This window comes from Streptomyces sp. NPDC007907 (assembly GCF_042959365.1).
Taxonomy (GTDB): Bacteria; Actinomycetota; Actinomycetes; order Streptomycetales; family Streptomycetaceae; genus Streptomyces; species Streptomyces indiaensis.
Map to the genome: position 1 here is coordinate 220,092 of NZ_JBIBKR010000006.1, position 24,858 is coordinate 244,949.

The following is a 24,858-nucleotide window of genomic DNA, read 5'->3' on the forward strand; positions in this document are numbered from 1 at the left end:
CCACGGGCACGTCGCTGCTTGCGTCACTGCCACTGCCTTCGTAGCTCAGGGGATAGAGCACCGCTCTCCTAAAGCGGGTGTCGCAGGTTCGAATCCTGCCGGGGGCACAGGAAAAGGGCCAGCTCAGGAGGGGTTTCCTTCCAGGCTGGCCCTTCGTCGTTCCGGGGGTCGTGCCACAGGCGTGCCACTACATCCGCTCGGCCCCTGAGCAGGATTAGGGCGCGGTGCTCGCTTCTTCAGTCAGCCGACCGTCCGTGTCCAAGATCCACCTGACGCCGGCGGCGTCCTTGAACTTGCACGTCGGATAGATCTCCTCCAGGCGGTCGATGTGAGTCGACTGGGAAGCGAAGGCGACCACATGCCCCGGACCCACGACACATGGCTGATCCATCAGGATGTGATCAGGGCGCAGTCGTGCCGCCTGTGGCTCCTCCCAGCCGTCGTAATCAACGGTTACATCGGTTACGGCTTCGTCCGACTGGTTCGTGACTTCGGCGGAATACCAGCAGCTCTCCGGCCCATCAGGAAAGTCCTGACCTGGTGTTATCTGAACGCTGAACTTCACCCTCCGCGCCTGGGCGGTGTGCCGGTCTCGGACTTCAGCAGCAAGGGCCTTCTGCTCCAGCCGCAAGTTCTTAAGCTGTTCCTCGTTGAGCTCCTGTTGGGCCCTCAACTGCTTGGTCTGTTGACGCACAGTGAAAGCTGTGAAGCCGAGCGCTGCCGCACCGGCGACGCTTCCGAACCAGGTAGGAGCATCGCCCCAATTAATCGATCCCAGAACCATCCGCTGACCATATGGCGAGCACGTCGTTGCAGGGACCGGTTTCTGCCCATCAAGTCGTCACGTCGTTCGGGCCCTCGTGCGCACGAGTACCGCTACATCCAGTCGGTACCCTCTCCAACTGAGTCCGGGCCCGGTTCCCTACCGTTTCGGATCATGGCACCGAGCCGATCGGCGATGGCCCGGTCACGGTCGCTGGTCATGTGCTGATAGATCAGCGCGGCGCGCGAGCTACTGTGCCCCATCCGCGTCATCAGCTCCCACGTGCTGGCTCCGGCCGTGGAGGCCAGCGTGTTGCCCGTGTGCCGCAGGTCGTGAAAGTGCAGCTCGGCCGTGACGCCAGCTGCCTTCCGGGCCGTGACCCAGTCGTCGCGGAAGTTGCTGCGACGCAACTGCCCGCCCTGAGGTCCGACAAAAACGTGCCCCTCACGACCGGGAGCGGCGAAGTGCTCCAGGTGGTGCGTGACCGCATCCAGGAGTTCGGCCGGGAAGGAAACGGAGCGCACCCCGGCCGCGGACTTCGGTGCCTTGTCGAAGAGCCGACCGTCCTGCAACTCGGCCTGAGCACGGCGCACGGTGACAGTCAGTGCCTCCAAGTCGATGTCCCGGCGCCGCAGGGCCGCCAGCTCCCCGAACCGCAGTGTGGTGAAGGCCGCCAGGAGCACGAGCAGCCGATAGCGCGGCGCCATCGAGTCGGCCACGGCGAAGACCTCGGCCACCGTGAGGACAGGCTGCTCGGGCACGTCGTAGCGGTCCGCGCCCTTGATCCGGCACGGGTTGCGCCGAATCAGCTCGTCGTCCACAGCTGTGTTCATCAGGGCACGCAGCAGCTGGTACGCATTGACCACCGTCGGTTCACCGAGGCCAGCCGCGAGGAGCTTGCCGCGCCAGCATCGAACTACCGCCCTGTGCACAGAACTTCAAGCCTCAGCCGTCCGTCTAATCCCAGGTGAACACGGCCACTGTCAACCGTCAGCTGGGACCGAAGTGTCAAGCATCTACCGGGACCGGACAGACCCTGCGCGCCAAGTGAGTTACAACTTTCTCTACTGGTTCAAGGCGGCTCGCTCCGCTCCCCGCACGCGGCCCGGCCCCCGGCCGGGCCTGCGCTCCTGCCTCCGTCCCGCTCCAGCCCGGCCGGCACCCGTGCCGCGCACACAGCGATCAGCCGCACGGTTCCCCGGCCAGGAGCGCGAACTATGGGCTACAGCGCGCTCACTTGCAAACCCCTCACCGCCTAGAGGAGCAGGCCGAGGGCAATCAAGACGCTCACAGACACGGTCATCGAACCGGTGAAGGTCTTTCCTCCCTGGAAGATCGCAGCAGGGATTGACGCCCCGTCGTGGCGATGCAGAAGCGCACCGCCGACGCCAATCAACACTGACAGCAGGAAGGCGACTCCAACGAGCAGGCATCGGATCGTGAAGGACACAGTCATCGCCCACCCGCCAGCGCCTGTGCACACTCGATGCTGTTGAACGGTGTCGCGGGATACGCGTGCGACTTTCCGTTCCCTGTTTGATTCTGATCGGTGATCACCGAGTCTCCTTTCACCCAGCAGAGGTTGTGGGCCGGCCTCACACCAGCGTGAAGCCCCAGGGGGAGCACACGAGCAGCCCCTGTTCCTATGCCGGGCCGACTTGTTCCCAGGACGCCGAGACATCGTTGACCCCTGACTGGCAGACTGGTCCCCTGACCCAACCTGACAAGAACTGACGGGGAGCTTCGTGGCGGGCATCCGGTTACCGGACGAGCAGCGGCTACCGCCGGGCCCGCACCGGAATCTCGTCATCGCCCTGCATGACATCTATGAAATGGCTGGCAAGCCTGCGGCTCGTACGATTAGCACACACATACGTGAGCGTGATGACCTTCCAGGAACGCTGAGTCACGAAGGCGTCAGCGCAGTGCTGCGCGGCGTCGCGGTGCCACGGTGGAGGAATCTCGAGTCCTTGGTCCGCGTTCTAGTTGAGCACCAACGCGTAGGCCAGCAAAGCGTCACAACGGTTGTCGTCAAGATCCACACGCTCTGGCGCCTGGCGGATGGCGGGTATACCTCCGCAAATAACCATTCACAGGCTCCCGAGTCCACCCCAGGCTTTAGCCTCAGCGCAGTCGACGAAGACTCGGTAATCAACGAGGAAGGCGAAGAGAAAGAAGCCGCCGACCCGCCAGCCCTTGCGCCTGTCATGCGATGGAATCCTCGCCGAAGAACCTTGGACGTATTCGATAGGCAAGTAGCTGTCGAGATTTTCAAAGAGGTGGGAGGGGTCGATGAATAGCTCTGCTGAGGCCCTCTCGGCCTGGAATAAATACAGGGCGACCGGCTCGCCCACAGCTCTGAGCGAGGCGATTGCCGCCACACGAGAAGCTCTGGACTTTACGTCTTCTGCAAGCCGAAGTCGCGTCGCACTCTTGAATAATCTCGGAAGCATGCTTCGAGAACGCTTCGGGATCTCCGGCACTGTCACGGACCTTGAAGAAGCCATCGAAATCATGCAGGAAGCGCTTGATTCAAGTAGTGCAGACGACCCTCGGCGCCCTGCACTGTTGAACAACTTGGGGACGATGCTTGCGGATGTCGGGCGCCGAGAAGAAGCACTCGAAGCAGCAAGCCAGGCCGTAGCCATCCGGCAACGCTTGGCCGCAACAAACCCTGATGCCTACGAGGCAGACCTGGCAATGTCACTCAATAACCTCGGCACAATGCTTGCGGATGTCGGGCGCCGAGAAGAAGCACTCGAAGCAGCAAGCCAGGCCGTAGCCATCCGGCAACGCTTGGCCGCAACAAACCCTGATGCCTACGAGGCAGACCTGGCAATGTCACTCAATAACCTCGGCACAATGCTTGCGGATGTCGGGCGCCGAGAAGAAGCACTCGAAGCAGCAAGCCAGGCCGTAGCCATCCGGCAACGCTTGGCCGCGACAAACCCTGATGCCTACGAGGCAGACCTGGCAATGTCACTCAATAACCTCGGCACAATGCTTGCGGATGTCGGGCGCCGAGAAGAAGCACTCGAAGCAGCAAGCCAGGCCGTAGCCATCCGGCAACGCTTGGCCGCGACAAACCCTGATGCCTACGAGGCAGACCTGGCAATGTCACTCAATAACCTCGGCACAATGCTTGCGGATGTCGGGCGCCGAGAAGAAGCACTCGAAGCAGCAAGCCAGGCCGTAGCCATCCGGCAACGCTTGGCCGCGACAAACCCTGATGCCTACGAGGCAGACCTGGCAATGTCACTCAATAACCTCGGGAATCGGCTTCTGGCTGCGGGTCGCCACAATGAAGCATTGAGTGTGATCCAGGAGGCCCTGAGCGTTTACCGTCGATTGGAAACGCGAAATCTGGCTGGCCACGAGTCAGATTTTGTCGCCTCATTGTCCAACCATGCCGGAGCCTTTATGGCACTGGGTGATACCGAAAAGGCGATCGACCTGTACAGGCAGGCTCTAGACTACAGCATGCAAGTTCTAGGAGAGGATCATCCGCATACCTTCTCCATTCGCGGAAACTTGGCAGAAGCTTACGAGTCCGCAGGAGATTCAGATCGCGCAATCCCTCTATACGAGAAAACACTGGCAGCCAGTATGCGCGTACTGGGGGAACGCCATCCACGCACACTTTCAATTCGAAGCAGCCTGACAGGTGCGGCTATCAGGAGGCGTCTTACTGATACGTACGGCCCCGCGATCGACGCGACGAACGATAAAAGAGGGGAATCGGCTGAACGAGTAGGCGATGCTAGAAATTCTATTAAATTCGTAGCGCCAGAGTCACGCAACCGAATGACAATCGATCAAGAGTTCAGTGACTTCTATAGGCAATCCATTCAAGGCTTGGTTGGCTTTCTTATGTGGCAAGGGGCATCACTGGAGGTGGCGGCTGACATTTCTCAAGATACCATGGCTAGCCTATATCGGAGTTGGGCAACTATTGAACACCCACGAACTTGGGTGAGGCGTACGGCATCTCGTGCACTTGTTCGGCACATTGCAAGCATTGAGGAGATTCCAGCAGGACGCGCCCCAAACATGAATCCCCTACCGGGCAGATCAAATACCCCCGAATGGGAAGAAGGTTACAAGGTGCTTGAACTGTTGTCTCAGCTTCCTCCACGACAACGCCAGATCCTAGCGTGGACTCTTGACGGGTATACACCTGATGAGATCTCGGCTGAGTTGGGAGTAAGTGTCGCATCACTGCGATCTAATCTCCTAAAGGCTCGGCGTCATCTCGCTGCGCTTCTGCAAGAGAAATAGAAACGGTCGGCAAGAACCGCAGCCCATGTCCGTAACCCCGCACCATCTCAACCTCCCAAACTGAGGGCTCAGGCACTGTCGTGACGGGACGGCCGTCGCGGCTTGCTCTGGTCGACGGCAGCGGCAGCGTGGCTGAGGCTGGTGGGGGTGCAGCGAGGCACACGCGCGTCTGGTCGGCCGGCGCACCCGCCACCGTGGCTGGCTGTCGTCGGCTGAGCTCCGTGCCACTGTCGTGCCAGATGCAGCGGTCAGCTACGGTCAACGAAGGCGTTTGGCGGTCGAGTTGCTGGGTATCTCACCAGTCATCGAAGCCCCAGGTCACCGGCACAACCCCCCAGCCTCTCTCCTAAAGCGGGTGTCGCAGGTTCGAATCCTGCCGGGGGCACAACGCATTACCGCTCCGACCTGAGACTTCTCCCCTAGAAAGGCTCCTACTCGGCCTCGGACTCCTCGTCCGGGGCCGTTTGCGTGAGCGGACGGAGAGTTGATCCCCGAAATCTCTCCAGCGGATAAGCATCATCCGGCACGGACTCCGGCCCGGTCTTCTCCGGGCCATCGGGCTCTGGCTCCGCTTCAGGCACCCAAGGAGCGCACGAGCGAGCAGGGAAGAATCGCGTTTCTGCCGAAAGTGGTTACGCCTCTCCGGAGCCCAGGGCGGTTTCCGCGTCGTGGCCGCCCCAACTGTCGGGGGTGCGCCACAGGACCTGAACCCCGAAGACACCGAACACGGTGTCGGCCGACCAGTCCTCGGCGGGCGGTTCGGAGAGCACCAGGTAGAGGCGGTCGGCAGGAGTGGGCAGGGTGTGGTTGATCTCCAGGAGGCGGGTGGCTCCCGCGCGGAGGTCGGCGTAGGTGGAGCGGCCGGCACCGAGGACCTCGTAGAGGAAGTGGCCGTCGTCCGCGATCCGGCTGACGTCGACGACCGGGGAGTCGGTCGGCTGCAGGTCCTCCCAGAGCAGGGCGGCCTTGAGAGCATGCCGTACCGCCTCGTGCTTTCTGCACGTGCGGTCGGCGGTCGCCGCGCTCTCCAGCGAGTGCAGAAGCCCCTGCGCTGGCGCGGGCGTGGCGGGCAGATCTTCGGCGGGGGTCACGGGCTCGGTTTCCTTCTGCTCGGACTGCTGTTCAGCGGTGGAGGGTGCGTCGTCGGTTTCGGGTTCGCCCGTGGCGACCCGGCGCTGGAGGGCCTCCCGGGCTTCGTGCAGGGCCTGGGCCCAGCCGGCGCGTGCCAGGTCCGTCTGGAGGCGGTTCAGGTCCAGGTCGCCGTCCTTGAGCATGCGGTTGGTGTGCGCCGCGAGGTCACGCAGGAGGCTGAGGCGGTGCTTGTCAGGGGATCCGAGCACGCGACGGACGTCCACCCAGTCCGCCTGGTCGCGGCGGAGGACGCGGTTGGCCATGCCCTTGAGCTCGGACAGACGATCACGGGCGTTCTCCGGAACGGTTCCGTCACCGCTGGTCAGTTCGTCGAGAACGCTGAGCGCCGCCAGGTAGCGTTCCGCCATTCTCGGCGAGATGGGCTGGCGGCCACGCTGGTCCGCGGTGAGCAGGCAGTGGTTCGTCTCGTGAGCGAACACCCAGCAGTCCAGTACCGCGCCGGGACGCGGGGGCACCGAGCCATGGCGGACGGTCAGGACCAGAGGGACGTCGATCGCGGGCGACAGGGCCTTGACCCTGTACCGGCCACCGGGTGCCCGGCCGGTCACGCGGACTCGGACGTCCGTACCGATGTCGGGGGCGTCAGCGTCTGCCATGCCTGGTTCGCCTTCGGTGGGTGCTGCTTCGGTACTGCTGCCGTCGGTGTTCGTGAGGGCCTCCGGAAGCGGGGACGTGTGCAGGACGGTCAGGCTCTGGGTGCTGCGGGTGAGCGCGACGTACAGCTGGCGCAGGCCGGCCGGGCCCCGGTCGGCGATGGTGGCGGGTTCGACGACGAGGACGTGGTCGTACTCCATGCCCTTGGCCTGGGCGGCGGCCAGCACGGACACCGCCTCGCGTCCCTGCTGGGTGATGCCCTCGGCCAGGTCCAGCTGGCGGCTGATCTCGTCGAGCCAGCCGGAGTCGTCGGGGACGATGACCGCCACGGAGCGCAGGGTGTGTCCGTCGCTGGTGCCGATGAGGCGGGTGGCTTGGGCCACGGTGTCGCCGAGGAGTTTCCACGGCTCGGTCGCGACCGTCCGTACGGCGTCCTCACCCGCCGCACGCACGGCCTGCGGGTACGGCAGTGTGGGGGCGACGGTACGGGCCAGGGGGGCGACGAACTCCATGATTTCGGCGGGCACGCGGTAGCTGGTGTTCAGCTCGGCCACGCGCCAGTCGCCATGGTCGGACAGGAGGGTGCCGAGGCGGTCCCAGTCGGTGTGGGTGTGAGGGCCGGTGGCCTGGGCGAGATCGCCGAGGATGGTCATGGAGCCCTGCGCGGCGGACCGCCGGCGCAGGGAGCGGGCCTGCATGGGTGTCAGGTCCTGTGCCTCGTCGACCACGATGTGCCCGTACCGCTGCGGGGTCTCCCCGGTGATGAGATACCGCAGTTCTTCGAGGCAGACCCGGTCGTCGAGCGTCCAGGGATCGGCGTCGGCCGTGTCGGCTCGAGGACGGCGCAGAGCGGCCTGCTCCGAGGCGTCGAGAATGCCCTCGGCGCAGGTGCGCAGGAGGTCTTCGGACTCGTAGAGGGTGCGGAGGGCTTCCCTGGCGCCGGGCGAAGGCCAGACACGTTCGATGAGGCGCTCCACCTGACGGTTGCGTTCCAGGTCGCGGCGGATCGTGTCGTCGCGGCTGCGGCGAGGGGCGACGGCGACGAGTTCCCGCAGCAGGCGGTCGACGAGCAGCCCGCGGAAGCGGTCGCGGCGCTCACGGTAGGAGCCGTCGCCCTGGCGCACGTCTTCGAGGAGGGAAAGCATTTCGGAGCGCGGGACGCGCAGGGTCGTGCTGCCGACGGTGACGGTGAGCTCAGGCTTGGCCCCCTCGTAAGAGGCAGTGGTGGTGAACTCGTCGACGGCCTCGGGACGGCACTCGATCTCGACGCGCCGCCGCAGGACGGCCGCCATGCGTTCATCGGACTTCACCATCCGCGCCATGGGGGTGTCGGTGCCGAGGACCTCGCCGTCCCACAGACGGGTCACCTGCACGGCGTTGACGTTCCGGGTGCCGAGCGTGGGCAGCACCTGGCTCACGTAGTCCAGGAACCGCTGATGGGGGCCGACGACGAGGACGTCCTGGGCTTTGAAGTGGCCGTTGTTGACGAGCCAGGTCACGCGGTGCAGGCCGACCGCCGACTTGCCGGTACCCGGGCCGCCCTGGATTACGAGGATGTCGGAGGGCGAGCCGGTGACCAGGGCCATCTGGTCGCGGCGGATGGTCTCGACGATGTCCCGCATGCTGCCGCGGCGAGAGCGCTGAAGCTCGCGGAGGAGGAAGTCGTCGGGCTGCAGCGGCTTCTGGCGCTGGAGGCGGGTGATGTCGGCGGGCGTTGGGACGGGCGGGCTGGGTGCTCCCTCCTTCTGCGTGACGGTGGCCGGCTCCGCGGGCTGGGCCTCCCGCTGCCGTGGCTGCGGGACGGGAGCGGCGGCAGTGATCTCGTCGAAGTAGTCCTCGACGACACGCTGTACACAGCGCAGTCGCCGCCGCAGGAGCACCTCGCCCGGGGCATCGGGCAGCGCCTCATACCACTTCTTGGCCAGCCGACTGGTCCACAGTACGACGACGGTGTCGCGGGTACGGACGTCGGAAACGGCACGCCGGCCGACGTACCAGGTCTTGGGCCCCCTGCCCGGCTCGTCCTCGTCCGGTGCGTCGACGCGGCCGATGACCAGCGACTCGTTGCCGAGCCCGTCGTATGCCGCGGCCCGCTCCTCGGCCACGATCCGGTTGGCGACGCTGTCCTTGCCGCTGGCGGAGGCCATGGCGACCGAGCTCCCGGTCATTTCGGCCAGCCGCGCGGCATAGCAGTCGTAGGCGCGGTCCACCGCCTTCTGCTCGATGGCGATGATCTCGTTGCGGGTGGTGGTGCCCATGTACATATCCCCTCCCCTTGCAGCACCCCGGAGGACGCTGCGACGGGCATACGCCCGGCCCCGCCGAAATAACTATCAGAAACCTGGTGGTAACAAACAGTCAGATGGTCAACGTCCCGACCAGTTCGCCGACCTCCGTCCGCCAGGCGCGAACCTGGTCGTGCGTGGGGCCGATCTCGTACTGGTGGTAGTGGCATCCCAGGCAGAGGTGCGACCAGACAGCGTTGGCGCGGCGAGCGGTCTCCGCCGCGGTGTAGTAGTGGAGGCACAGCATCTTGGCCCGCATCGTGGTGTCGGCGAGCCCTGGCACCGCGGCGTCGAGTACACGGTCGATGGAGAGCTCCAGGGCGGTCCGCAGAGCGAGGGAGGCTCCACGGTGCCGGCCGGCGGCCGTGGCGGCCGTGCGTGCGGCAAGCAGCTGATCCGCCGTCAGCAGGAGCTCATCGACCGAGGTGGTGGGAGTGCTCATCACGCAGTCACCCCCGGCTTGCGCACCTTCTGCGCCATGATCTCGATGTCGTCCACGAAGCGGTGGGGGTCGGTGATCTGCGCTCCTGTGGCGTGGGCGCCGTTCTGGCACTCCTTGAGGAGTTCTACCGCACGGGGTCCGCAAAGAGCGCGCAGTTCACGGTAGACGTCACCGGTCCGGCCGGCGTCGCCGAACAGGGCCAGTGCCGCGACCTTCATGAGCTTGTCGGCGCTGCCGACGGCGGCCTGCAGCTCGTCCTCGGGCGCGCCGGAGCGGTGATGCCGGATCCAGGCGGCTTCGAGGAAGGCATTCTCCAGGGCGATACGGCACAGGCTGGGCAGCACGTGGGTCCGTGCCGCCGACGGCAGGTCACTGGTACTGGCGAGGGCCCGCGCGTCGTGGAGTGCCTGCAGTACCGGGTCGGTCACCGGCTTCACCTTCACCTTGGACGACTTGGCCCGCTCGACCTCGAACACCGTCACGGGCAGACCCTGACTGGTGAACGCCCGCTGGAGCCGGGTGTCGTGGGTGAACACTACGACCTGCCGGTGCTCGCCGAGCTCGTGCAGGACCTGGGCGAGTCCGTTGACCTTGGCGGGGTCCATGGACTGCACGGGGTCGTCGATGACGATGAAGCCGAACGGGCTGTCGGCGGTGGCGGCCCGGGGCAGGAACAGGGACAGCGCGAGGGAGTGCTGCTCGCCCTGGCTCATGACGCTGAGAGCCGAGGCCTCATGGCCGTCGACGGTGACATCCATGACGAGCTTGCGGACGTTCGCCTTCTCGCTGCCCTTCAGGCTCACGGCCTTGAGGTCGATGTTGCTCTCCTGGCGGAGCCGCTCCCAGATGCGCTGCGACTGGTCGGCGAAGCCTTCCATCCGCTGTTCCCTCAACTCGGCGGCCAGCGCCTTGATCCAGGTGCTCGCCTTCCTGATGTCCCTCAGCCGGGGCTTGTTCGCCTCCACGGCACGGGCCGTCTCCGCCCAGCCCGCCAGGCGGGTGACGAGCCCGCGCCAGCGTTCGTCCCGCTTCTCCAGCTCCCTGACGGCGTTCTCCTTGACCGCGGCGCAGGCATCGGCCAGGGTCGCGGCGGCCTCGTGGGCGCGCTGGGCGAGCTCGCCGGGATCACTGATCGTCCGGCAGGCGGTCCAGGCGCGCCACGGGTCGGCCAGGGCGGCGGGAATCTGTCGGGGCGTGTGGACGAGGTCCTGCACGGCCCGCGCGGCCGACCGGAGTTCGCTGCGCGCGCCCGCTGCCGCCTCCGCCTCCTGTCGCAGTGCGGCGATCTGGGCGATGGCGTCTGTGGCCCATGCCGCGTCCAGCATCCCGTCGGTCCCGCACACGGGGCAGGCGGCCGCATCGGGGTGACGGTCGTGGTGCGCCACAGCCCGTTCGAGGAGTTCCGCACGCCGCAGGGCGTCCTCGGCGCCGGTGCCGCGCAGGTCCTCGACATCGGCGAGAGCATTGCGCAGGCGGTCCAGGGCCGCGTGGACCTGCGCCATCTCGGGCCCCTGCACCTCTGCCTCGGCGCGCAGCCCGGCGAGGAGGCCATCGTCCCCGTCGGCGGGCAGACCGGCGACAAGGGCTTCAACAGTCTCGAAGTCGGGCGTTCCCGCCGTGTCGACGGCGACGAGTGCCTGCACCGCGCGCTCGTCGTCCTCCAACTCGTACAGCGCCTCCTTGAGGACCGGCAGCTCTGCCTTCGCCGCCTTGTCCGCGTCTTCGAGCGCCTTGGCCTCCTGGCGGAGCCGGCCGTCGACGGCGCTGAGCTGCCCCAGGCCGAGGATGGTGGCGATGGCGTCGTACATCTCGGAGGGCTTGCCACTGATCATGCGGTCGAGGTCAACGCACGACAGGAAGGACCGGAAGTCCCGCGGGGCCTGCGTCCAGTCCGCCTGGTCGAGGGGGGCGCGGCCGTGCCCGGGGCGCCGGAGCTCGGCCCGGGAGGCGTCGAAGTCGTCACCCTCCCAGGTGCGGGTGAGGGTGCTGCGGCCGGTGTCGCCCTCGATGGCGAGCTTGACCTCGATCTCCGGCCTGCCGTCGGTGTCGTGGAGGTTGCGCCAGTTGCTGCTGCGTATCGCGTGCTGCCCCTGCCAGCGCATGTTCACGCCGGTGAAGGCCGTCTCGATGGCCTCGGCGATGCTCGACTTGCCGGAGCCGTTGCGACCCACGACCAGGTTCACGCCGGGTCTGGGGCTGAGCTTGAGCCAGGCGCGCGGTCCGATGCCACGGAACCGGGCGACGGCGACGGACTCGAGGTAGATCCGGCCGACAGGGGAGGTCCCCCGGGGCTCGCCGTCGCCCAGGGCCTCCTTCAGGAGCACCTTCACGGGCTCGGTGAGCGCCTCCTCCGCCAGGCGGGCCTCCACCAGACCGGCCACGGGCACGGACTGGTCGGCCGGGGCCGGACGGGCGTGGTCGGTGGGGTGGTGTGCGTTCTGCCGGGGCTGTTCCGTCACGGTCATGCGGGTTCCTCCCGTGGGTGCGGTGGGTGGCGACTGCGGTGCGGAATGGACGCGGAGTGGACGGCCCCGAGGTATGGCGTTGCGACGAGAAGGGACCGGTACGGCGCGAGGACGCTTCACGGTGCGGTTGCGGAGGCTGGCACGTGCTTCCATTCGGAAGCTCGATCACATAAGCATGTCCATGAAAGCGCTGTCAATCGACTTGACGGACTTGACGGCTGTTGTAGGGTGTTACCGTCCCTGTCCGACTGGCCCGAGAGGTGCGGAACTCCACGCCATGCCCCAGCAGCCACCAGCCCGACCGGCGCCCTCCGCACACGTGACAGCCGCCGAGATCTCTCGCATCGCAGGGGTCACACGCGCCACCGTCAGCAACTGGCGCCGCCGCCACGACGACTTCCCGGCCCCCAGCGCAGGCACGGAGGCCAGCCCGCTCTACGACCTGTCGGCCGTCCAGGCATGGCTGCGTGGACGCGGTCACACCTCCGCCGCCTCCCCGACCGAGGAGCTGCGTACGGCGCTACGACTGCTGGGACCCGGCTCGGGTGTGGCCGCGCGACTGTTCCCCCTAGTGGCTGCCGCGTCCCGCCGCACGCCGGACGAGCTGGCCGAACTCGCCGCCGTGCCCGACGACCAACTGCTCGCCCGAGCGGAGAAGGCCGCGGGCGAGCTCCCGGGCACCGTGCCCGAGGCCGAGCCGGTCCACTACGGCCCGGACGACGCGGGCGCGGTCCGCGCGCTGCTGGGCTGCGTCCGTGAGGCGGGGGCCCATGCCGCCCTCGACGTCCTCGCCGAACGCGAACTGGACGAGGGCGCCGCCTCCGGCGTCTACCAGACCCCGGAGGGCCTGGCCCGGCTCATGGCACGACTCCTGCCCGCCGGCGCGTCTCGCGTCCTCGACCCCGCCTGCGGCAGCGGAACGCTCCTCGCCGCAGCCGCACGGCAGGGCGCGCGGGAGCTGTTCGGGCAGGATTCGCTCCCCGTCCAGGGTCAACGCACCGCGGTCCGGCTGCTGATCGCCGCACCTGAGGCCGAGACGGCGATCCGCGTCGGCGACAGCCTGCGCGCCGACGCCTTCCCCGACGTCACCGTGGACGCCGTCCTGTGCAACCCGCCGTTCGCCGACCGCGACTGGGGTCACGACGAGCTGGCCTACGACCCGAGGTGGGCGTACGGGGTCCCGCCGCGCTTCGAGTCCGAACTGGCGTGGGTGCAACACGCCCTCTCACACCTGGAGCCCGGCGGCCACGCGGTCATGCTCCTGCCGCCCGCGCTGGCCTTCCGCTCCTCCGGCCGCCGCGTCCGCGCGGAACTCATCCGCGGCGGGGCCCTGCGCGCAGTCGTCTCCCTTCCGGCGCGTGCCGCGTATCCGCTCCACATCGGCCTGCAGATCTGGGTGTTCCAACGCCCCGATCCGGGCGGCACGGACCGTACGACGGTGCTGTTCGTCGACGGGGAGGGCGAGCAGCGGGACGGTGCTACGGGCACGTCGTCCGCCACCGGTACGGCGACGGCGGGTGCCGGCTCCCGCGGCGGCTCGCGCTCCCGCCGGTCCGGCCCTTCCGCTTCCGCCTCTTCGGCCTCCGCCGCCACCTTCGACTGGGAGCGGCTATCGGAGCGGGTCCTCGACCAGTGGGCCGCGTTCACCACCGCCCCCGACACCTACGCCGACGAGCCCGGCGTCGCCCGCGCGGTGCCGCTCGTCGACCTCCTCGACGACGTCGTCGACGTCACCCCGGCCCGCCATGTCCGGGCGACCGCGGCCGACCTCGACCCGGCGGCCCTGGCCCGGCGCGTCCACGACCTGCACGACCAACTGGCGGAGCAGATCGCCGCCCTGGCAGCCGCCTCCGCGTCCGGCCGCTGGCAGCCGTCCGGGGCCTCGGCCCGCGAGTGGCGTACGGCGACCGTCTCCGACCTGGCGCGCGGCGGGGCCCTGACCGTGCTGCGGGCGGCGCCGCCCGGCACCCGCGGCTCCAAGGACTCCGCCGCCCCCGCCGTCGACCGGCCGGTCCTCACCGCCCAGGACATCTCCACAGGAAACCCCCCGTCCGGCGGGGCGGACCTCCGCGCCGACGCCGCACAGCCCGTCGCCACCGGGGACGTCCTGGTACGCGCCGTCGCGAGCGGCGGCAACGAGTCCGCGATGACCCGGGTCGCGGACGACCGGGACGCCGGAGCCCTGCTCGGCCAGCACGTCCATCTCCTGCGCCCGGACCCGGCCCGCCTCGACCCGTGGTTCCTGGCCGGGTTCCTCGGCGCCGACGACAACATCGCCTCCGCGTCCACCGGCTCCACCCTCGTGCACGTCACACCGGGCCGCCTGCGCGTACCGCTACTGCCGCTGGAGGAACAGCGGCGCTACGGGGCGGCGTTCCGCCGCGTGTACGAGCTGCGCGCGGCCGTCCGCCGAACCGCCGACCTGGCCGCCGACACCGGGGCCATGCTGACCACCGGCCTCACTGCCGGCGTCCTCCTGCCACCGGACACCCCGGGCAGCCCGGATACGTCGGGCAGCCCGGACAGCCGTTCTGTCTGAAACGCCCCACGCGTCCCACCGCGTACGGCCACACTGGATCCCTGCCGTCCCCCGCCCGGACGGCGCTCTTCGGAAGGAAGCCGGGACCTCTTGAACAGCAGTAAGCACACGGAGTTGGCGAACCACGCCTGGTCCGTCGCCGATCTCCTGCGCGGCGACTACAAGCAGTCCGACTACGGCAAGGTCATCCTGCCGTTCACGGTGCTGCGCCGCCTGGAGTGCGTCCTTGAGCCGACGCGCGACAAGGTCGTCGAGACCGTCGCCAGGTTCGCGGGCCAGGACATCGACGCCGGCCACTTCCTGCGCAAAGCCTCGGGCCACTCCTTCTACAACAAGAGCGACCTCACGCTGCGGAAGATCGCTGCCGACCCGCAGAACGCGGCGAAGAACCTCCAGATCTACGTCGGCGCCTTCTCCGACAACGCCCGCGAGGTCCTCGACAAGTACGAGTTCAACCAGCAGGTCAGGAAGCTCGACGGCGCGAACCTGCTCTACCGGGTCATCGGCAGGTTCACCGACCTCGACCTGCATCCCGACGTCGTGCCCAACCACAACATGGGTTACATCTTCGAGGAGTTGATCCGGCGCTTCGCCGAGCAGTCGAACGAGACCGCGGGTGAGCACTTCACCCCGCGCGAGGTCATCAAGCTGATGGTCAACCTGCTGGTCGCGCCCGACGCGGACGCCCTCACCGTGCCGGGTGTCGTCCGCACGGTCATGGACCCCGCCTGCGGCACGGGCGGCATGCTCAGCGCCGCCGACGACCGCATCAAGGCCCTCAACCCGGACGCGACGGTCGAGGTGTACGGGCAGGAGCTCAACCCCGAGTCCTGGGCGATCTGCCGGTCCGACCTCATGATCAAGGGCCAGGACCCGGAGAACATCCGCTTCGGCAACTCCTTCTCCGACGACGGCCACGCCCGCCGCAAGTTCGACTACATCCTCGCCAACCCGCCGTTCGGTGTGGAGTGGAAGAAGGTCAAGGAGGAGGTCGAGTACGAGCACAAGTCGCTCGGCGACGCCGGCCGCTTCGGCGCGGGGCTGCCCCGCATCAACGACGGCTCGCTGCTCTTCCTCCAGCACATGATCTCGAAGATGAAGCCGGTGGACATCAACGGCGGGGGCGGCTCCCGCATCGCCATCGTCTTCAACGGCTCCCCACTGTTCACGGGCGCGGCCGAGTCCGGCGAGTCCAACATCCGCCGCTGGATCCTGGAGAACGACTGGCTGGAGGCGATCGTCGCCCTCCCGGACCAGCTCTTCTACAACACGGGCATCTCGACGTACTTCTGGATCCTGACGAACCGCAAGGACAAGGACCACAAGGGCAAGGTCGTGCTGCTGGACGCGCGCGACCAGTGGGTGAAGATGCGCAAGTCGCTCGGCGACAAGCGCAAGGAGCTGGGTGACGGGACGAATGGCCGCCCCGACCACATCGGGGACATCACGCGGCTGTACGCGGAGGCCGTCCAGGTTGCCAAGGACCCCGAGCACCCGCTGCACGGCAAGGTGAAGGTCTTCGCCAACGAGGACTTCGGCTACCAGCGCATCACTGTCGAACGCCCGCTGAAGTTGCGCTTCGAGGTGACTGAGGAGACGTTGGCGGCGCTGGCGGAGGCCAAGCCGGTGGCGAAGCTGGAGTGGAGCGAGGAGTTCGTCGCGGCGGTGCGTACGCTGCTCGGCTCGTCTTGGACGACGAAGTCCGAGGCGTTCATCGCGCTCAAGGACGCGGTGGTCGCGGCCGGGCTTACGTGGCCGGCGGGGACGCCGTTCGCGAAGGCGGTACGGGAGGCTGTCGGGGTACGGGACCCGGAGGGCGAGGTCCAGAAGGTCAAGGGTGCGGCTGAGCCGGATGCGGATCTGCGGGACTACGAGAACGTTCCGCTGGGCGTGGACGTCGAGGAGTACCTCAAGCGCGAGGTGCTGCCGCACGTGCCGGACGCGTGGATCGACCACACGAAGACGAAGATCGGCTACGAGATCCCGTTCACGCGGCATTTCTACGTGTACAAGCCGCCGAGGCCGTTGTCGGAGATCGACGCGGAGTTGAAGTCGCTGGAGGCGGAGATTCAGGCGCTGTTGGGTGAGGTGACGGAATGAGCACCGTACTGGGCATTACCCTTCCCAACTCTTGGTCTGCCGCTCCGCTAAAGCACGTGACATCAATGTTGAATCGCGGGTCTGCTCCGGACTACGTGGATGTCGGACCCGTACGGGCCATCAGTCAGGCATCGAACCAAGCAAGCGGTCTCGACTGGTCGCGCACTCGCTTCCATGACTTCAGCGGAAACCCGAAGAATCTCAAGGGCCACTTGCGCCAGAACGATGTGCTAATCAACTCAACGGGCACAGGCACTCTGGGCCGCGTCGGGTACTTCACCGATTCGCCGGACGGGCTCCCATGCATGGCGGACAGCCATGTCACGATTGCGCGGGCAAAGCCCGACGAATTGGATGCCCGATTCTCCTATTACTGGCTCAGGTCAAGGCCGTTCCAGGAGTACGTATACGCAGCTCTCGTAGTAGGGGCAACAAACCAGATCGAACTTAACCGGGATCGGCTCGGCGACACGCCAGTCCCGTTGCCCCCGCTGGAGGAGCAGCGCCGCATCGCCGACTTCCTCGATACGGAGACCGCCCGCATCGACCGCATGACTGAACTCCGACGCGAGCAATCACGCCTGTGGCGCGCGCGTTATGAAGCATTTCTGTACGAGCAATTCATGGACCGTTCGGCGGTCGAAAACGAAACTCGGGAAACCACTTGGCTGGGCCCCGTGCCGCGCAGGTGGAGTGCTCCCACGATTGGCCGAATTTCGCGCTTCACCATGGGCACCACCTTCCCCCACGAATATCAGGGACTGCGTGAGGGGGACTTTCCTTTCATCAAGGTAGGAGACTTCCAGCTCGCTGATGAGGTGGGGAATCTCGACACAGCCGAGAACTGGATCTCGCGTGAGACCGCTCGACAGCTCGGAGCCCGAATCGTCCCGCCGGGATCAGTCCTGTACGCTCGCGTCGGCGCCGCCCTGCTGCTCAATCGCCGCCGGATCACCACACGTCCATCGGTCGTGGATGACAATGTACGTGCGATCACTTTCACCGACGGTGCCCCACATTACTGGGGAGCTCTTTTGTCCCTCTTGGACATGGGGCAACTGGTCAATCCAGGCCCCGTCCCCTCAATCGGCGAGAGCCAGGTGGCTGCGGTCCGAGTGCCGACCGCGCCAAGGAACGTTCAGACCACGATTGCAGACCGAGTGGTGCAGCATCAGAAGACGTTGCATCGCATCAAGGCTTCCATCGATCGACAGGTGGACCTGCTCGCCGAACGCCGCCAAGCCCTCATCACCGCCGCCGTAACCGGCCAGTTCGACGTCTCGACGGCCAGCGGGCGCAACGTAACGGACGGAGTCACCGCGTAGCCATGAGCCCCATCCACACGGAGTCCGCCTTCGGTGACGCCATCGTCGCCGCCATGGTCGAGCGGGGCTGGCGCGAAGCTCGCCCGCAGGACTACCGGGCCGATCTCGGTCTGGACACCAACGAACTGTTCACCTTCATCGGGGCGACCCAGCCCGACGAGTGGAGCGAGCTGCTCACGGTCTACGGCGGAGATCCGAACGAGGCTCAGCGCGGGTTCGCCAGTCGGCTCGACCAGGCCATCGCCACCAACGGCCTCCTCGACGTTCTCCGCAACGGCGTCAAGGACCGGGGCGTCCTCCTCCGCGTCGCGTACTTCAAGCCGAACCTCGTCGCCCACGACTCCGTGCTGGACGGCTACCGGGCCAACCGCCTCACCGTCGTCCGCGAACTCGAGTACGCGACGAAGCAGGCCGACTGGGGCAACCGGCTCGACCTCGCCCTCTTCCTCAACGGAATCCCGTTCGCCACGGCCGAGTTGAAGAACCCGTTGACCAAGCAGGGGGTGGAGCAGGCCAAGGAGCAGTACCGCACGGACCGCGACCCCACCGAGCTGATCTTCACGCGTCGGGTCGTCGCGAACTTCGCCGTGGACCCGGACCTGGTCTTCGTCGCCACCCAGCTCAAGGGCAAGAACACCCGCTTCCTGCCCTTCAACACCGGCTCCAACGGCCCGGGTCAGCCGGGCGGCGCAGGCAACCCCAACCCCACCGCCTACGGCACGTACGCAACCTCGTACCTCTGGGAGCAGGTCTGGCAGCCGGACAACTGGCTGGACCTGCTCCAGCGCTTCGTGCACCTACACAAGAGCAAGACGCCCGGCGGCGGCACCACCAAGACGATGATCTTCCCCAGGTTCCACCAGTGGGACGTGGTCAAAAAGCTCACCGCGCACGCCGCCACCCACGGCGCCGGACACGACTACCTGGTCATGGCCTCGGCCGGCTCGGGCAAGTCGAACACCATCGGCTGGCTCGCGCACCGCCTCAGCGACCTGCACACCCCCACCGACCCCCGAGAACTCGACGCCGAGGCCATAGCTAAGGGCCTCAAGCCGGGCGTGCCGGTCTTCGACAAGGTCATGGTCATCACCGACCGGCGCAACCTGGACGCGCAACTTCGGGAAACGGTCGGCAACTTCGAGCAGACCGCAGGCCTCGTCGTGAAGATCGACGAGAAGCACGGGGCGAAGGGCGAGCAACTCGCCAAGGCCCTCTCCCGCGACACCGGGAAGATCGTCACGGTCACCCTGCACTCGTTCCCGGCGCTGCTCGACTACCTCCAGCGCAACCCCACCGAGATCCAGGGCGGCCACTTCGCGATCATCGTGGACGAGGCGCACTCCTCGCAGTCCGGCGACGCCGCCACCGCCGTACGGTCCGCCCTGCGTGACCTCGGACTGGACTCCGACTCGGACGAAGCGGGCGCGACCACGGTCAAGGCCGAAGGCGCCACCCTCGACGAGCAGCTCAAGAAGCGGGCCGAGCAGCGTTCTCGCGCCGCGAACCTCTCCTACTTCGCGTTCACGGCCACGCCGAAGGCCAAGACCCTCGAACTCTTCGGCACGCTCCAGGACATCGACGGCAAGGCAAGCTACCGGCCCTTCCACACGTACTCCATGCGGCAGGCGATCGAGGAGGGCTTCATCCTCGACCCGCTGCGCAACTACGTCACGTACAACACGTACTGGAAGCTGGTGAACCAGAACCCCGACGAGCGGGAGGTCGACCCGTCGAAGGCGAACTCCCTGCTCGCCCGGTACGCCCTCACTCATGACTCGACGGTCGCCCAGCACGCCCAGGTGATCGTGGAGCACTTCGTGGCGCACAGCCGGGGCCGTCTCGGCGGGCGGGCCAAGTCCATGGTGGTGACGGCCTCCCGGCAGTCCGCCGTGCAGATGGCGCGCGCGATCAAGAGCTACATCAAGGACCGGGACTACGACACCAAGTACCCCGACCTGGGTGTCCTCGTAGCCTTCTCCGGATCGCTCACCATCGACGGCGAAGAGACCACCGAGCCGAAGGAGAACGGCGGGCTGTCGGAGAGCGCGCTGCCGAAGGCGTTCGCTTACACGCGTGCCGACGACAAGGCCCTCCGGGCCGGCGGTGCGGGCCAGCGCGAGTACAAGATCCTGGTCGTGGCGGAGAAGTACCAGACCGGCTTCGACCAGCCGCTCCTCACGACGATGTACGTCAACAAGTCACTGACCGGAATCTCCGCCGTGCAGACGCTGTCCCGGCTGAACCGCACCGCCGAGCGCAAGACCCAGGCCGACCTGGCGGTCCTCGACTTCGTCAACGACGCCGAGGACATCCAGGAGTCCTTCCGCCCGTACTTCGAGGAGGCGAACACCCTCCCCTCCGACCCCAACCTGCTCTACACCGCACAGAGCCGGGTCATGCAGGCGGCGATCCTGTCCGGGCAGGAAATGGACGAGTTCGCCGCCGCGTACTTCGCCGCCAAGGACAAGGCGGCGGGCTCGCAGTCCAAGTGGGAGAAGCTGCACGCCGAGCTGTACCGGCTGCTCTCCCCCGCCGTCGCCCGCTTCACCGCTCTGCAGGACAGCGACGACGAGGACGACCAGGAGACGGCGGAGGGCTTCCGCGCCGACCTCAACGACTACGTCAGGAAGTACGGCTTCCTCGCGCAGATCGTCCCCTACCGGGACGCCGAGCTGGAACGGCTGCACCTCTACGGTCGCTATCTCCTCAACCGACTGCCGCGCCGCGCGGATGGCGGCGTGGACATAGGCGAGGTCGACCTCAGCCATCTGCGGGTGGAGAAGACCGGCGAGTACGACGTCTCCCTCAGCCCCGAGGGGCCGGCGACGATGCCGGGCTTCGGCGACGGCTCGGGCGGCGCGAAGGAGGCGGAGAAGTCGCTGCTCTCCGAGTTGATCGAGAAGTTCAACGAACGGTTCGGCACCGAGTTCACCGAGCAGGACGTCATCCGCCCGTTCGAGGAGGCCAAGGCCGACCCGAAGGTGCGGGCGGCGGCAGTCGTCAACGACGAGGAGAACTTCGGCCTCGTCTTCGACAACGTCTTCGCGGACAAGATGGCCGACCACATCGACACCATCGCGGGAATGGGCCGCCAGTACTTCGGCCCCGACAAGGGCTTCAAGTCCAGCCTGGACCGCAGCGCCCGCAAGGCGGCCTGGAGGATGATCCGCCGCGAGGAGGGGCTGGACGACGACATCTGACGTGTACGCCCCGGCCGGGGCGTCCTTCGAGGACGTCGCCAGTACAGCCGGAAGTACGGGTTGCCCTCGGCACGAGGTGCAACAAATGGGGAGGGGTAAATGAGCAACGCAGTGGACGAGCCCGAAGGATCTCGGCTCCAGAAGGCCGTCGAGACGATGGTCATGACACCCGTAGCGGCCGCCAAGGTCGTGGACGGTTACCGTGCGACCTTCGAGGACAAGAACGAGCGGAAGCCCGAGAGCCTGGAGGACAAGCGGCGGATCGCGGCCAAGATCATAGGCCGGTACTCCAAGATGTCGGCAGCAGCTGGAGCCGTCACCGCCGCCCCTAGCGTGGTTCCGGGGGTCGGGACCGCGGTCGCGATCCTGGGCGGTGGTGCCACCGACGTCGCCGTGGCGCTCAAGCTGCAGGTCGACATGTGCATGTGCCTGGTCGAGGTGTTCGAGACCGAGCTGAGCACCGAGGACAAGAAGCACCTCGCCTTCACCATCGCCCTGGCGGGTTCGGCGGAACAGATGGCGGCGAAGGGCGGCAAAGCGGCGGTACAGAAGATCGCCCAGAAGCTGGTCTACCAGTACCTCACAGGGCCCGCCCTGGTCACCATCAAGCAGTTGTTCAAGCGGGTGTCCATCACCTTCACCCAGAAGGCGATGGCCAAGGCGATTCCGGCCGGCGTGGGCGTCGCTTTCAGCAGCTCGACCAACTACGTACTGACGAGGGTGGTGGGCAGGGTTGCCGTCGCCGTCCTGGCCAAAGATGTGAAGTAGCAGTGCCGCATCAGGTCCATGACCACCGACTCAGGTGGAGAACGGCGCCCACGTGTGGCCGCCGGAAGGCACACCGGGCAGCTGAACGCGACCGAGCTCGGCTATGCGGAGGGGGCGGGGGTTTCGGGAGAGGGCGGCAGGGGGTCTGCTACGAAAGTCCCCAGCCCGACCTCGCCCCGCGTCCACCCCTGCTCCCGCACATGCCGCATCGCCTTCGCCGCTGTCGCATTCACCACGCCGAACTCTTGGGCGATTTCCAGGGTGGAGGGCACACGACTTCCCGGCGGATACGTGCCGTCCTTGATGCGCCGGATGATCTCCGCTGCGATCTGCCGCCACAGGGGGCGTGTGCGGTCAAGGTCCATGACGTCAGCGTGGGTGACCACGGCATTCCGCGCATCCGCAGTTATCTACGGTTATCCACGCTATTGTAGTTCGCAACACAGAGCGGCCCCGACGGGAAGCGGCTACTTCCCTACCGGGGCCTCAGCCGACTGATTGGGAGTCGACCTATGCGCAGCCTACTGGCCGCGATTCTGGCCCTGTTCCTGCCCGCCCTGGGTGCCCATCGCGCCGCAGCGCCGCTACCACTACCCCGCATCTCCTGTCCGCCCGCTCCGGAATCCCCGCCCGTGATCACGTGTCCGCACCCGGCGGACCTCATCACCGCCGACGGCATGCCCCTGGTCCGGCCGTACGTCGTCGAATGGGAACGCGAGCGGGACGAACATGACCGGCGCCGCCTTCAGCGGGAGCGGCGCCGGGCTGCGGTCCTGGCGACACTGGGGCAGGACTACGTTCCGGTTCCGTGGGAGGTCGCCGCATGAGCACGAGTACGCCGCGTCTGCGCAGTCTCGGCCTCGACCCGGACACCGGCAAGTAGGTCCTGGCGGTCACGCACCCCGGCGGCCGTCTTGAGGAGCTGGCCGACGCGCACGCGCTGAAGGCCGCCGCTGTCCTGGTGACGGTCGTCGGCGCAGTGCTGGAGGTGGGGAAGGCGTCGGACGCGGAGCTCGCCGCCTTCGTATCGCCGTTGCACGCCGCGCTCGAAGAATGCGTGGGCATCATGGCGGCGGACAGGCAGTGACGGCGTAGAGGCAAGTCGGCCGCAGGGCCGGTGGTGCCGTGGGTGCCCGGGGTTCCTCCTGGGCACCCACCATCCACCGACCGCAGCACGAGCCGGTCCTGCGGCGGGAGGCCGGCCGCCGCCCCCTCCTGCCCGTCGTCCACCGCCGGGCCCATGTCCACGTCGCACCGCGAACCCTGGACGGCATCCTGACGCAGCGGTCACACTTGACCCCTGACCGTGACTGTTCATCACGCACACCGGGGGCAAGGTGCCGCAGGAGGCGATCTCCGACCGTTACGAACTCCTGGAGGAGCTCAGCCACGGCGGCATGGGCGACGTGTGGCGCGGCTACGACGCCGTGCTCGACCGGCCCGTCGCCGTGAAGCTCATCCGGCAGGCCTCGGTCACCTCCCCGCAGCTGGCCGAGGAGTTCGCCAAGCGCTTCCGTCGCGAGGCCCGCATCACCGCCCGCATCCAGCACCCCGGTGTGCCGCAGGTGTACGACGCGGTGCTCGACGCGTCGTACGAGCGGCTGTTCCTGGTGATGGAGCTCGTCGACGGCGTACCGCTGTCCGCCTACCTCGACCCCGACCGGCCACTGCCGGTCAGCTGGGCGGCCGCCGTCGCCGCGCAGGTCGCGACCGTGCTGTCGTACGCGCACGACGTGCCGGTGATCCACCGGGACCTCAAACCGGGCAACATCCTCGTCGCCCGCGACGGCACCGTGAAGGTCCTCGACTTCGGCATCGCGGCGATGCTGCGGACCGATGTGACCAAGCTGACCGCCACCGGCAGCCCCATCGGCACCCACCAGTACATGTCGCCCGAGCAGGTCCGTGGCGGACGCATCACCCCGCAGACCGACCTGTATGCGCTCGGCTGTGTGCTGCACGAACTCCTCAGCGGGCGGCTCGTGTTCGCGGCGGAGAGCGAGTACCTGCTGATGTACCAGCACGTCAACGCCGCCCCCACCCCGCTGCGACAGCTGCGGCCCGACGTCCCCGAGGCGCTGGAGGAGCTGGTCCTGCACCTGCTGCGCAAGGCGCCCGAGGCGCGGCCCGCCGACACGCAGGAGGTGTACGCGCGGCTGCTGCCGTTCCTCCCGCCGCCGGGTCAGGAGCCGGGCACGGCGGATACGGGGCCGGCCGGCGCGCCCGACCCCACGGGCGTGTTCCGTCGCCCGTTCGCGCCCCGCGCCCGCGCCCAGGCCCCGGCGCCCGGCGGTCCGGCGCCGACGGCCGTCCTCCCGGGGGCCCCGCCGGTGCCCGTCCCCGCCCGGCTGCGTGAGGACATCAAGGAGGCGTACGCGCATTCCGACGCCCTGCTGGAGGAGCAGCGGTTCGCGCAGGCCGCCGAGGTGCTCGGCGAGGTCGTCGAACCCGCCGCCCTCGCCCTCGGCTCCGAGAGCAAGCAGGTCCTGGCGCTGCGCCGCCAGCGGGCGGCGATCCGCCTCCTCGGCGGCGACTACCGGGCCGCCCTGCCCGAGTTCGACGCCCTCGCCGACGCCTACGCCCGTATCGCCGGGCCCACTGGCGAGCAGGCCCGCGCCTGCCGCGCCCAGGCGGCCCGGTGCCGCGCCGAGCTCGGCCAGGTCACCGACGCGCTGGCCGCGCTCCAGGGTGTGCTGAACGTCGTGCGGGCCGTCGACAGCGACGTGAGCGAGGAAGCCGTGGAACTGCGGCACAACATCGGGATGCTGCTGCTCGCCCAGGGCCGGACCGCCGAGGCGCGGCAGGTCCTCGAACCGCTCCACCAGGACATGTGCATGGTGTTCGGCCCCGACGACGAGATGACCGTCGAGATCGCCGACGCACTCGCCGTGATCCACCTCGACCTCGACGATTCGGCTTCCTGACCCTGTCCTTCAGAAGCAGCATC

17 protein-coding genes and 2 tRNA genes are annotated in these 24,858 nt (G+C 67.5%); 11 read left to right on the plus strand and 8 right to left on the minus strand.

Features of this window, described 5'->3' with window-relative positions; all coding sequences use genetic code 11:
- Nucleotides 1-34: 34 nt before the first annotated feature.
- Nucleotides 35-107: transfer RNA gene (locus ACFZDI_RS25445), tRNA-Arg, on the plus strand.
- Between the two features lie 107 nt (nt 108-214).
- Here ACFZDI_RS25445 and ACFZDI_RS25450 read toward each other — a convergent pair.
- The 4 genes from ACFZDI_RS25450 to ACFZDI_RS25465 form a co-directional block, all read right to left on the minus strand.
- Entirely contained in the window at nt 215-784 is a 570-nt protein-coding gene (locus ACFZDI_RS25450) for a hypothetical protein (RefSeq protein ID WP_391253463.1), read from the minus strand.
- Nucleotides 785-876: 92 nt separating this feature from the next.
- The gene (locus ACFZDI_RS25455) at nt 877-1,584 is read right to left on the minus strand and encodes a tyrosine-type recombinase/integrase (RefSeq protein ID WP_391253465.1); all 708 of its coding nucleotides are present in this window, start codon (nt 1,582-1,584) and stop codon (nt 877-879) included.
- A 434-nt stretch (nt 1,585-2,018) separates the two neighbouring features.
- Nucleotides 2,019-2,213 (minus strand): hypothetical protein, encoded by a 195-nt coding sequence (locus tag ACFZDI_RS25460; protein WP_391253466.1) that lies wholly within the window; start codon nt 2,211-2,213, stop codon nt 2,019-2,021.
- A gap of 640 nt (nt 2,214-2,853) precedes the next feature.
- A complete protein-coding gene (locus ACFZDI_RS25465; RefSeq protein WP_391253468.1) occupies nt 2,854-3,117 on the minus strand; it encodes a hypothetical protein in 264 nt (87 codons plus the stop codon).
- A 79-nt stretch (nt 3,118-3,196) separates the two neighbouring features.
- On the opposite strand from ACFZDI_RS25465, the gene ACFZDI_RS25470 reads away from it, so the two are divergent.
- Entirely contained in the window at nt 3,197-5,041 is a 1,845-nt protein-coding gene (locus tag ACFZDI_RS25470) for a tetratricopeptide repeat protein (protein ID WP_391253470.1), read from the plus strand.
- Nucleotides 5,042-5,351: 310 nt separating this feature from the next.
- A tRNA-Arg gene (locus ACFZDI_RS25475) sits at nt 5,352-5,426 on the plus strand.
- 247 nt (nt 5,427-5,673) lie between these two features.
- Here the strand turns inward: ACFZDI_RS25475 and ACFZDI_RS25480 are convergent.
- From ACFZDI_RS25480 to ACFZDI_RS25490, 3 genes are all read right to left on the minus strand, one after another.
- Nucleotides 5,674-9,045 carry an AAA family ATPase gene (locus ACFZDI_RS25480; RefSeq protein WP_391253472.1) on the minus strand — a complete coding sequence of 1,124 codons (3,372 nt, stop codon included), beginning with the start codon at nt 9,043-9,045 and terminating at the stop codon, nt 5,674-5,676.
- A gap of 100 nt (nt 9,046-9,145) precedes the next feature.
- Complete coding sequence (locus tag ACFZDI_RS25485) at nt 9,146-9,514, minus strand: hypothetical protein (protein ID WP_391253474.1); 369 nt, start codon at nt 9,512-9,514, stop codon at nt 9,146-9,148.
- The gene (locus tag ACFZDI_RS25490; protein ID WP_391253476.1) at nt 9,514-11,979 is read right to left on the minus strand and encodes an AAA family ATPase; all 2,466 of its coding nucleotides are present in this window, start codon (nt 11,977-11,979) and stop codon (nt 9,514-9,516) included. The genes ACFZDI_RS25485 and ACFZDI_RS25490 overlap by 1 nt, the downstream gene beginning before the upstream one ends.
- Before the next feature lie 319 nt (nt 11,980-12,298).
- On the opposite strand from ACFZDI_RS25490, the gene ACFZDI_RS25495 reads away from it, so the two are divergent.
- The 5 genes from ACFZDI_RS25495 (at nt 12,299) to ACFZDI_RS25515 (ending at nt 21,911) form a co-directional block, all read left to right on the plus strand.
- Complete coding sequence (locus tag ACFZDI_RS25495) at nt 12,299-14,518, plus strand: N-6 DNA methylase (RefSeq protein ID WP_391253478.1); 2,220 nt, start codon at nt 12,299-12,301, stop codon at nt 14,516-14,518.
- Nucleotides 14,519-14,608: 90 nt separating this feature from the next.
- On the plus strand, nt 14,609-16,618 hold the full coding sequence (locus tag ACFZDI_RS25500) for an N-6 DNA methylase (RefSeq protein ID WP_391253480.1): 2,010 nt from the start codon (nt 14,609-14,611) through the stop codon (nt 16,616-16,618).
- Nucleotides 16,615-17,943: a restriction endonuclease subunit S gene (locus tag ACFZDI_RS25505; RefSeq protein ID WP_391253482.1), complete on the plus strand. Its 1,329-nt coding sequence runs from the start codon at nt 16,615-16,617 to the stop codon at nt 17,941-17,943. Before ACFZDI_RS25500 ends, ACFZDI_RS25505 begins: the two co-directional genes overlap by 4 nt.
- Nucleotides 17,944-17,945: 2 nt before the next feature.
- On the plus strand, nt 17,946-21,143 hold the full coding sequence (locus ACFZDI_RS25510) for a type I restriction endonuclease (RefSeq protein ID WP_391253484.1): 3,198 nt from the start codon (nt 17,946-17,948) through the stop codon (nt 21,141-21,143).
- 99 nt (nt 21,144-21,242) lie between these two features.
- Nucleotides 21,243-21,911: an EcsC family protein gene (locus ACFZDI_RS25515; RefSeq protein WP_391253486.1), complete on the plus strand. Its 669-nt coding sequence runs from the start codon at nt 21,243-21,245 to the stop codon at nt 21,909-21,911.
- A 101-nt stretch (nt 21,912-22,012) separates the two neighbouring features.
- Here the strand turns inward: ACFZDI_RS25515 and ACFZDI_RS25520 are convergent, their stop codons facing one another.
- Entirely contained in the window at nt 22,013-22,276 is a 264-nt protein-coding gene (locus ACFZDI_RS25520) for a GntR family transcriptional regulator (protein WP_391253487.1), read from the minus strand.
- Between the two features lie 267 nt (nt 22,277-22,543).
- On the opposite strand from ACFZDI_RS25520, the gene ACFZDI_RS25525 reads away from it, so the two are divergent.
- The 3 genes from ACFZDI_RS25525 to ACFZDI_RS25535 all read left to right on the plus strand — a co-directional run bounded on the left by ACFZDI_RS25525 (nt 22,544) and on the right by ACFZDI_RS25535 (nt 24,835).
- Nucleotides 22,544-22,738: a hypothetical protein gene (locus ACFZDI_RS25525; protein WP_391253489.1), complete on the plus strand. Its 195-nt coding sequence runs from the start codon at nt 22,544-22,546 to the stop codon at nt 22,736-22,738.
- Between the two features lie 134 nt (nt 22,739-22,872).
- Complete coding sequence (locus tag ACFZDI_RS25530) at nt 22,873-22,998, plus strand: hypothetical protein (protein WP_391253491.1); 126 nt, start codon at nt 22,873-22,875, stop codon at nt 22,996-22,998.
- A gap of 250 nt (nt 22,999-23,248) precedes the next feature.
- Nucleotides 23,249-24,835, plus strand: coding sequence for a protein kinase (locus tag ACFZDI_RS25535; protein WP_391253493.1), 1,587 nt, complete (start codon nt 23,249-23,251; stop codon nt 24,833-24,835).
- The last annotated feature ends 23 nt before the right edge of the window (nt 24,836-24,858 follow it).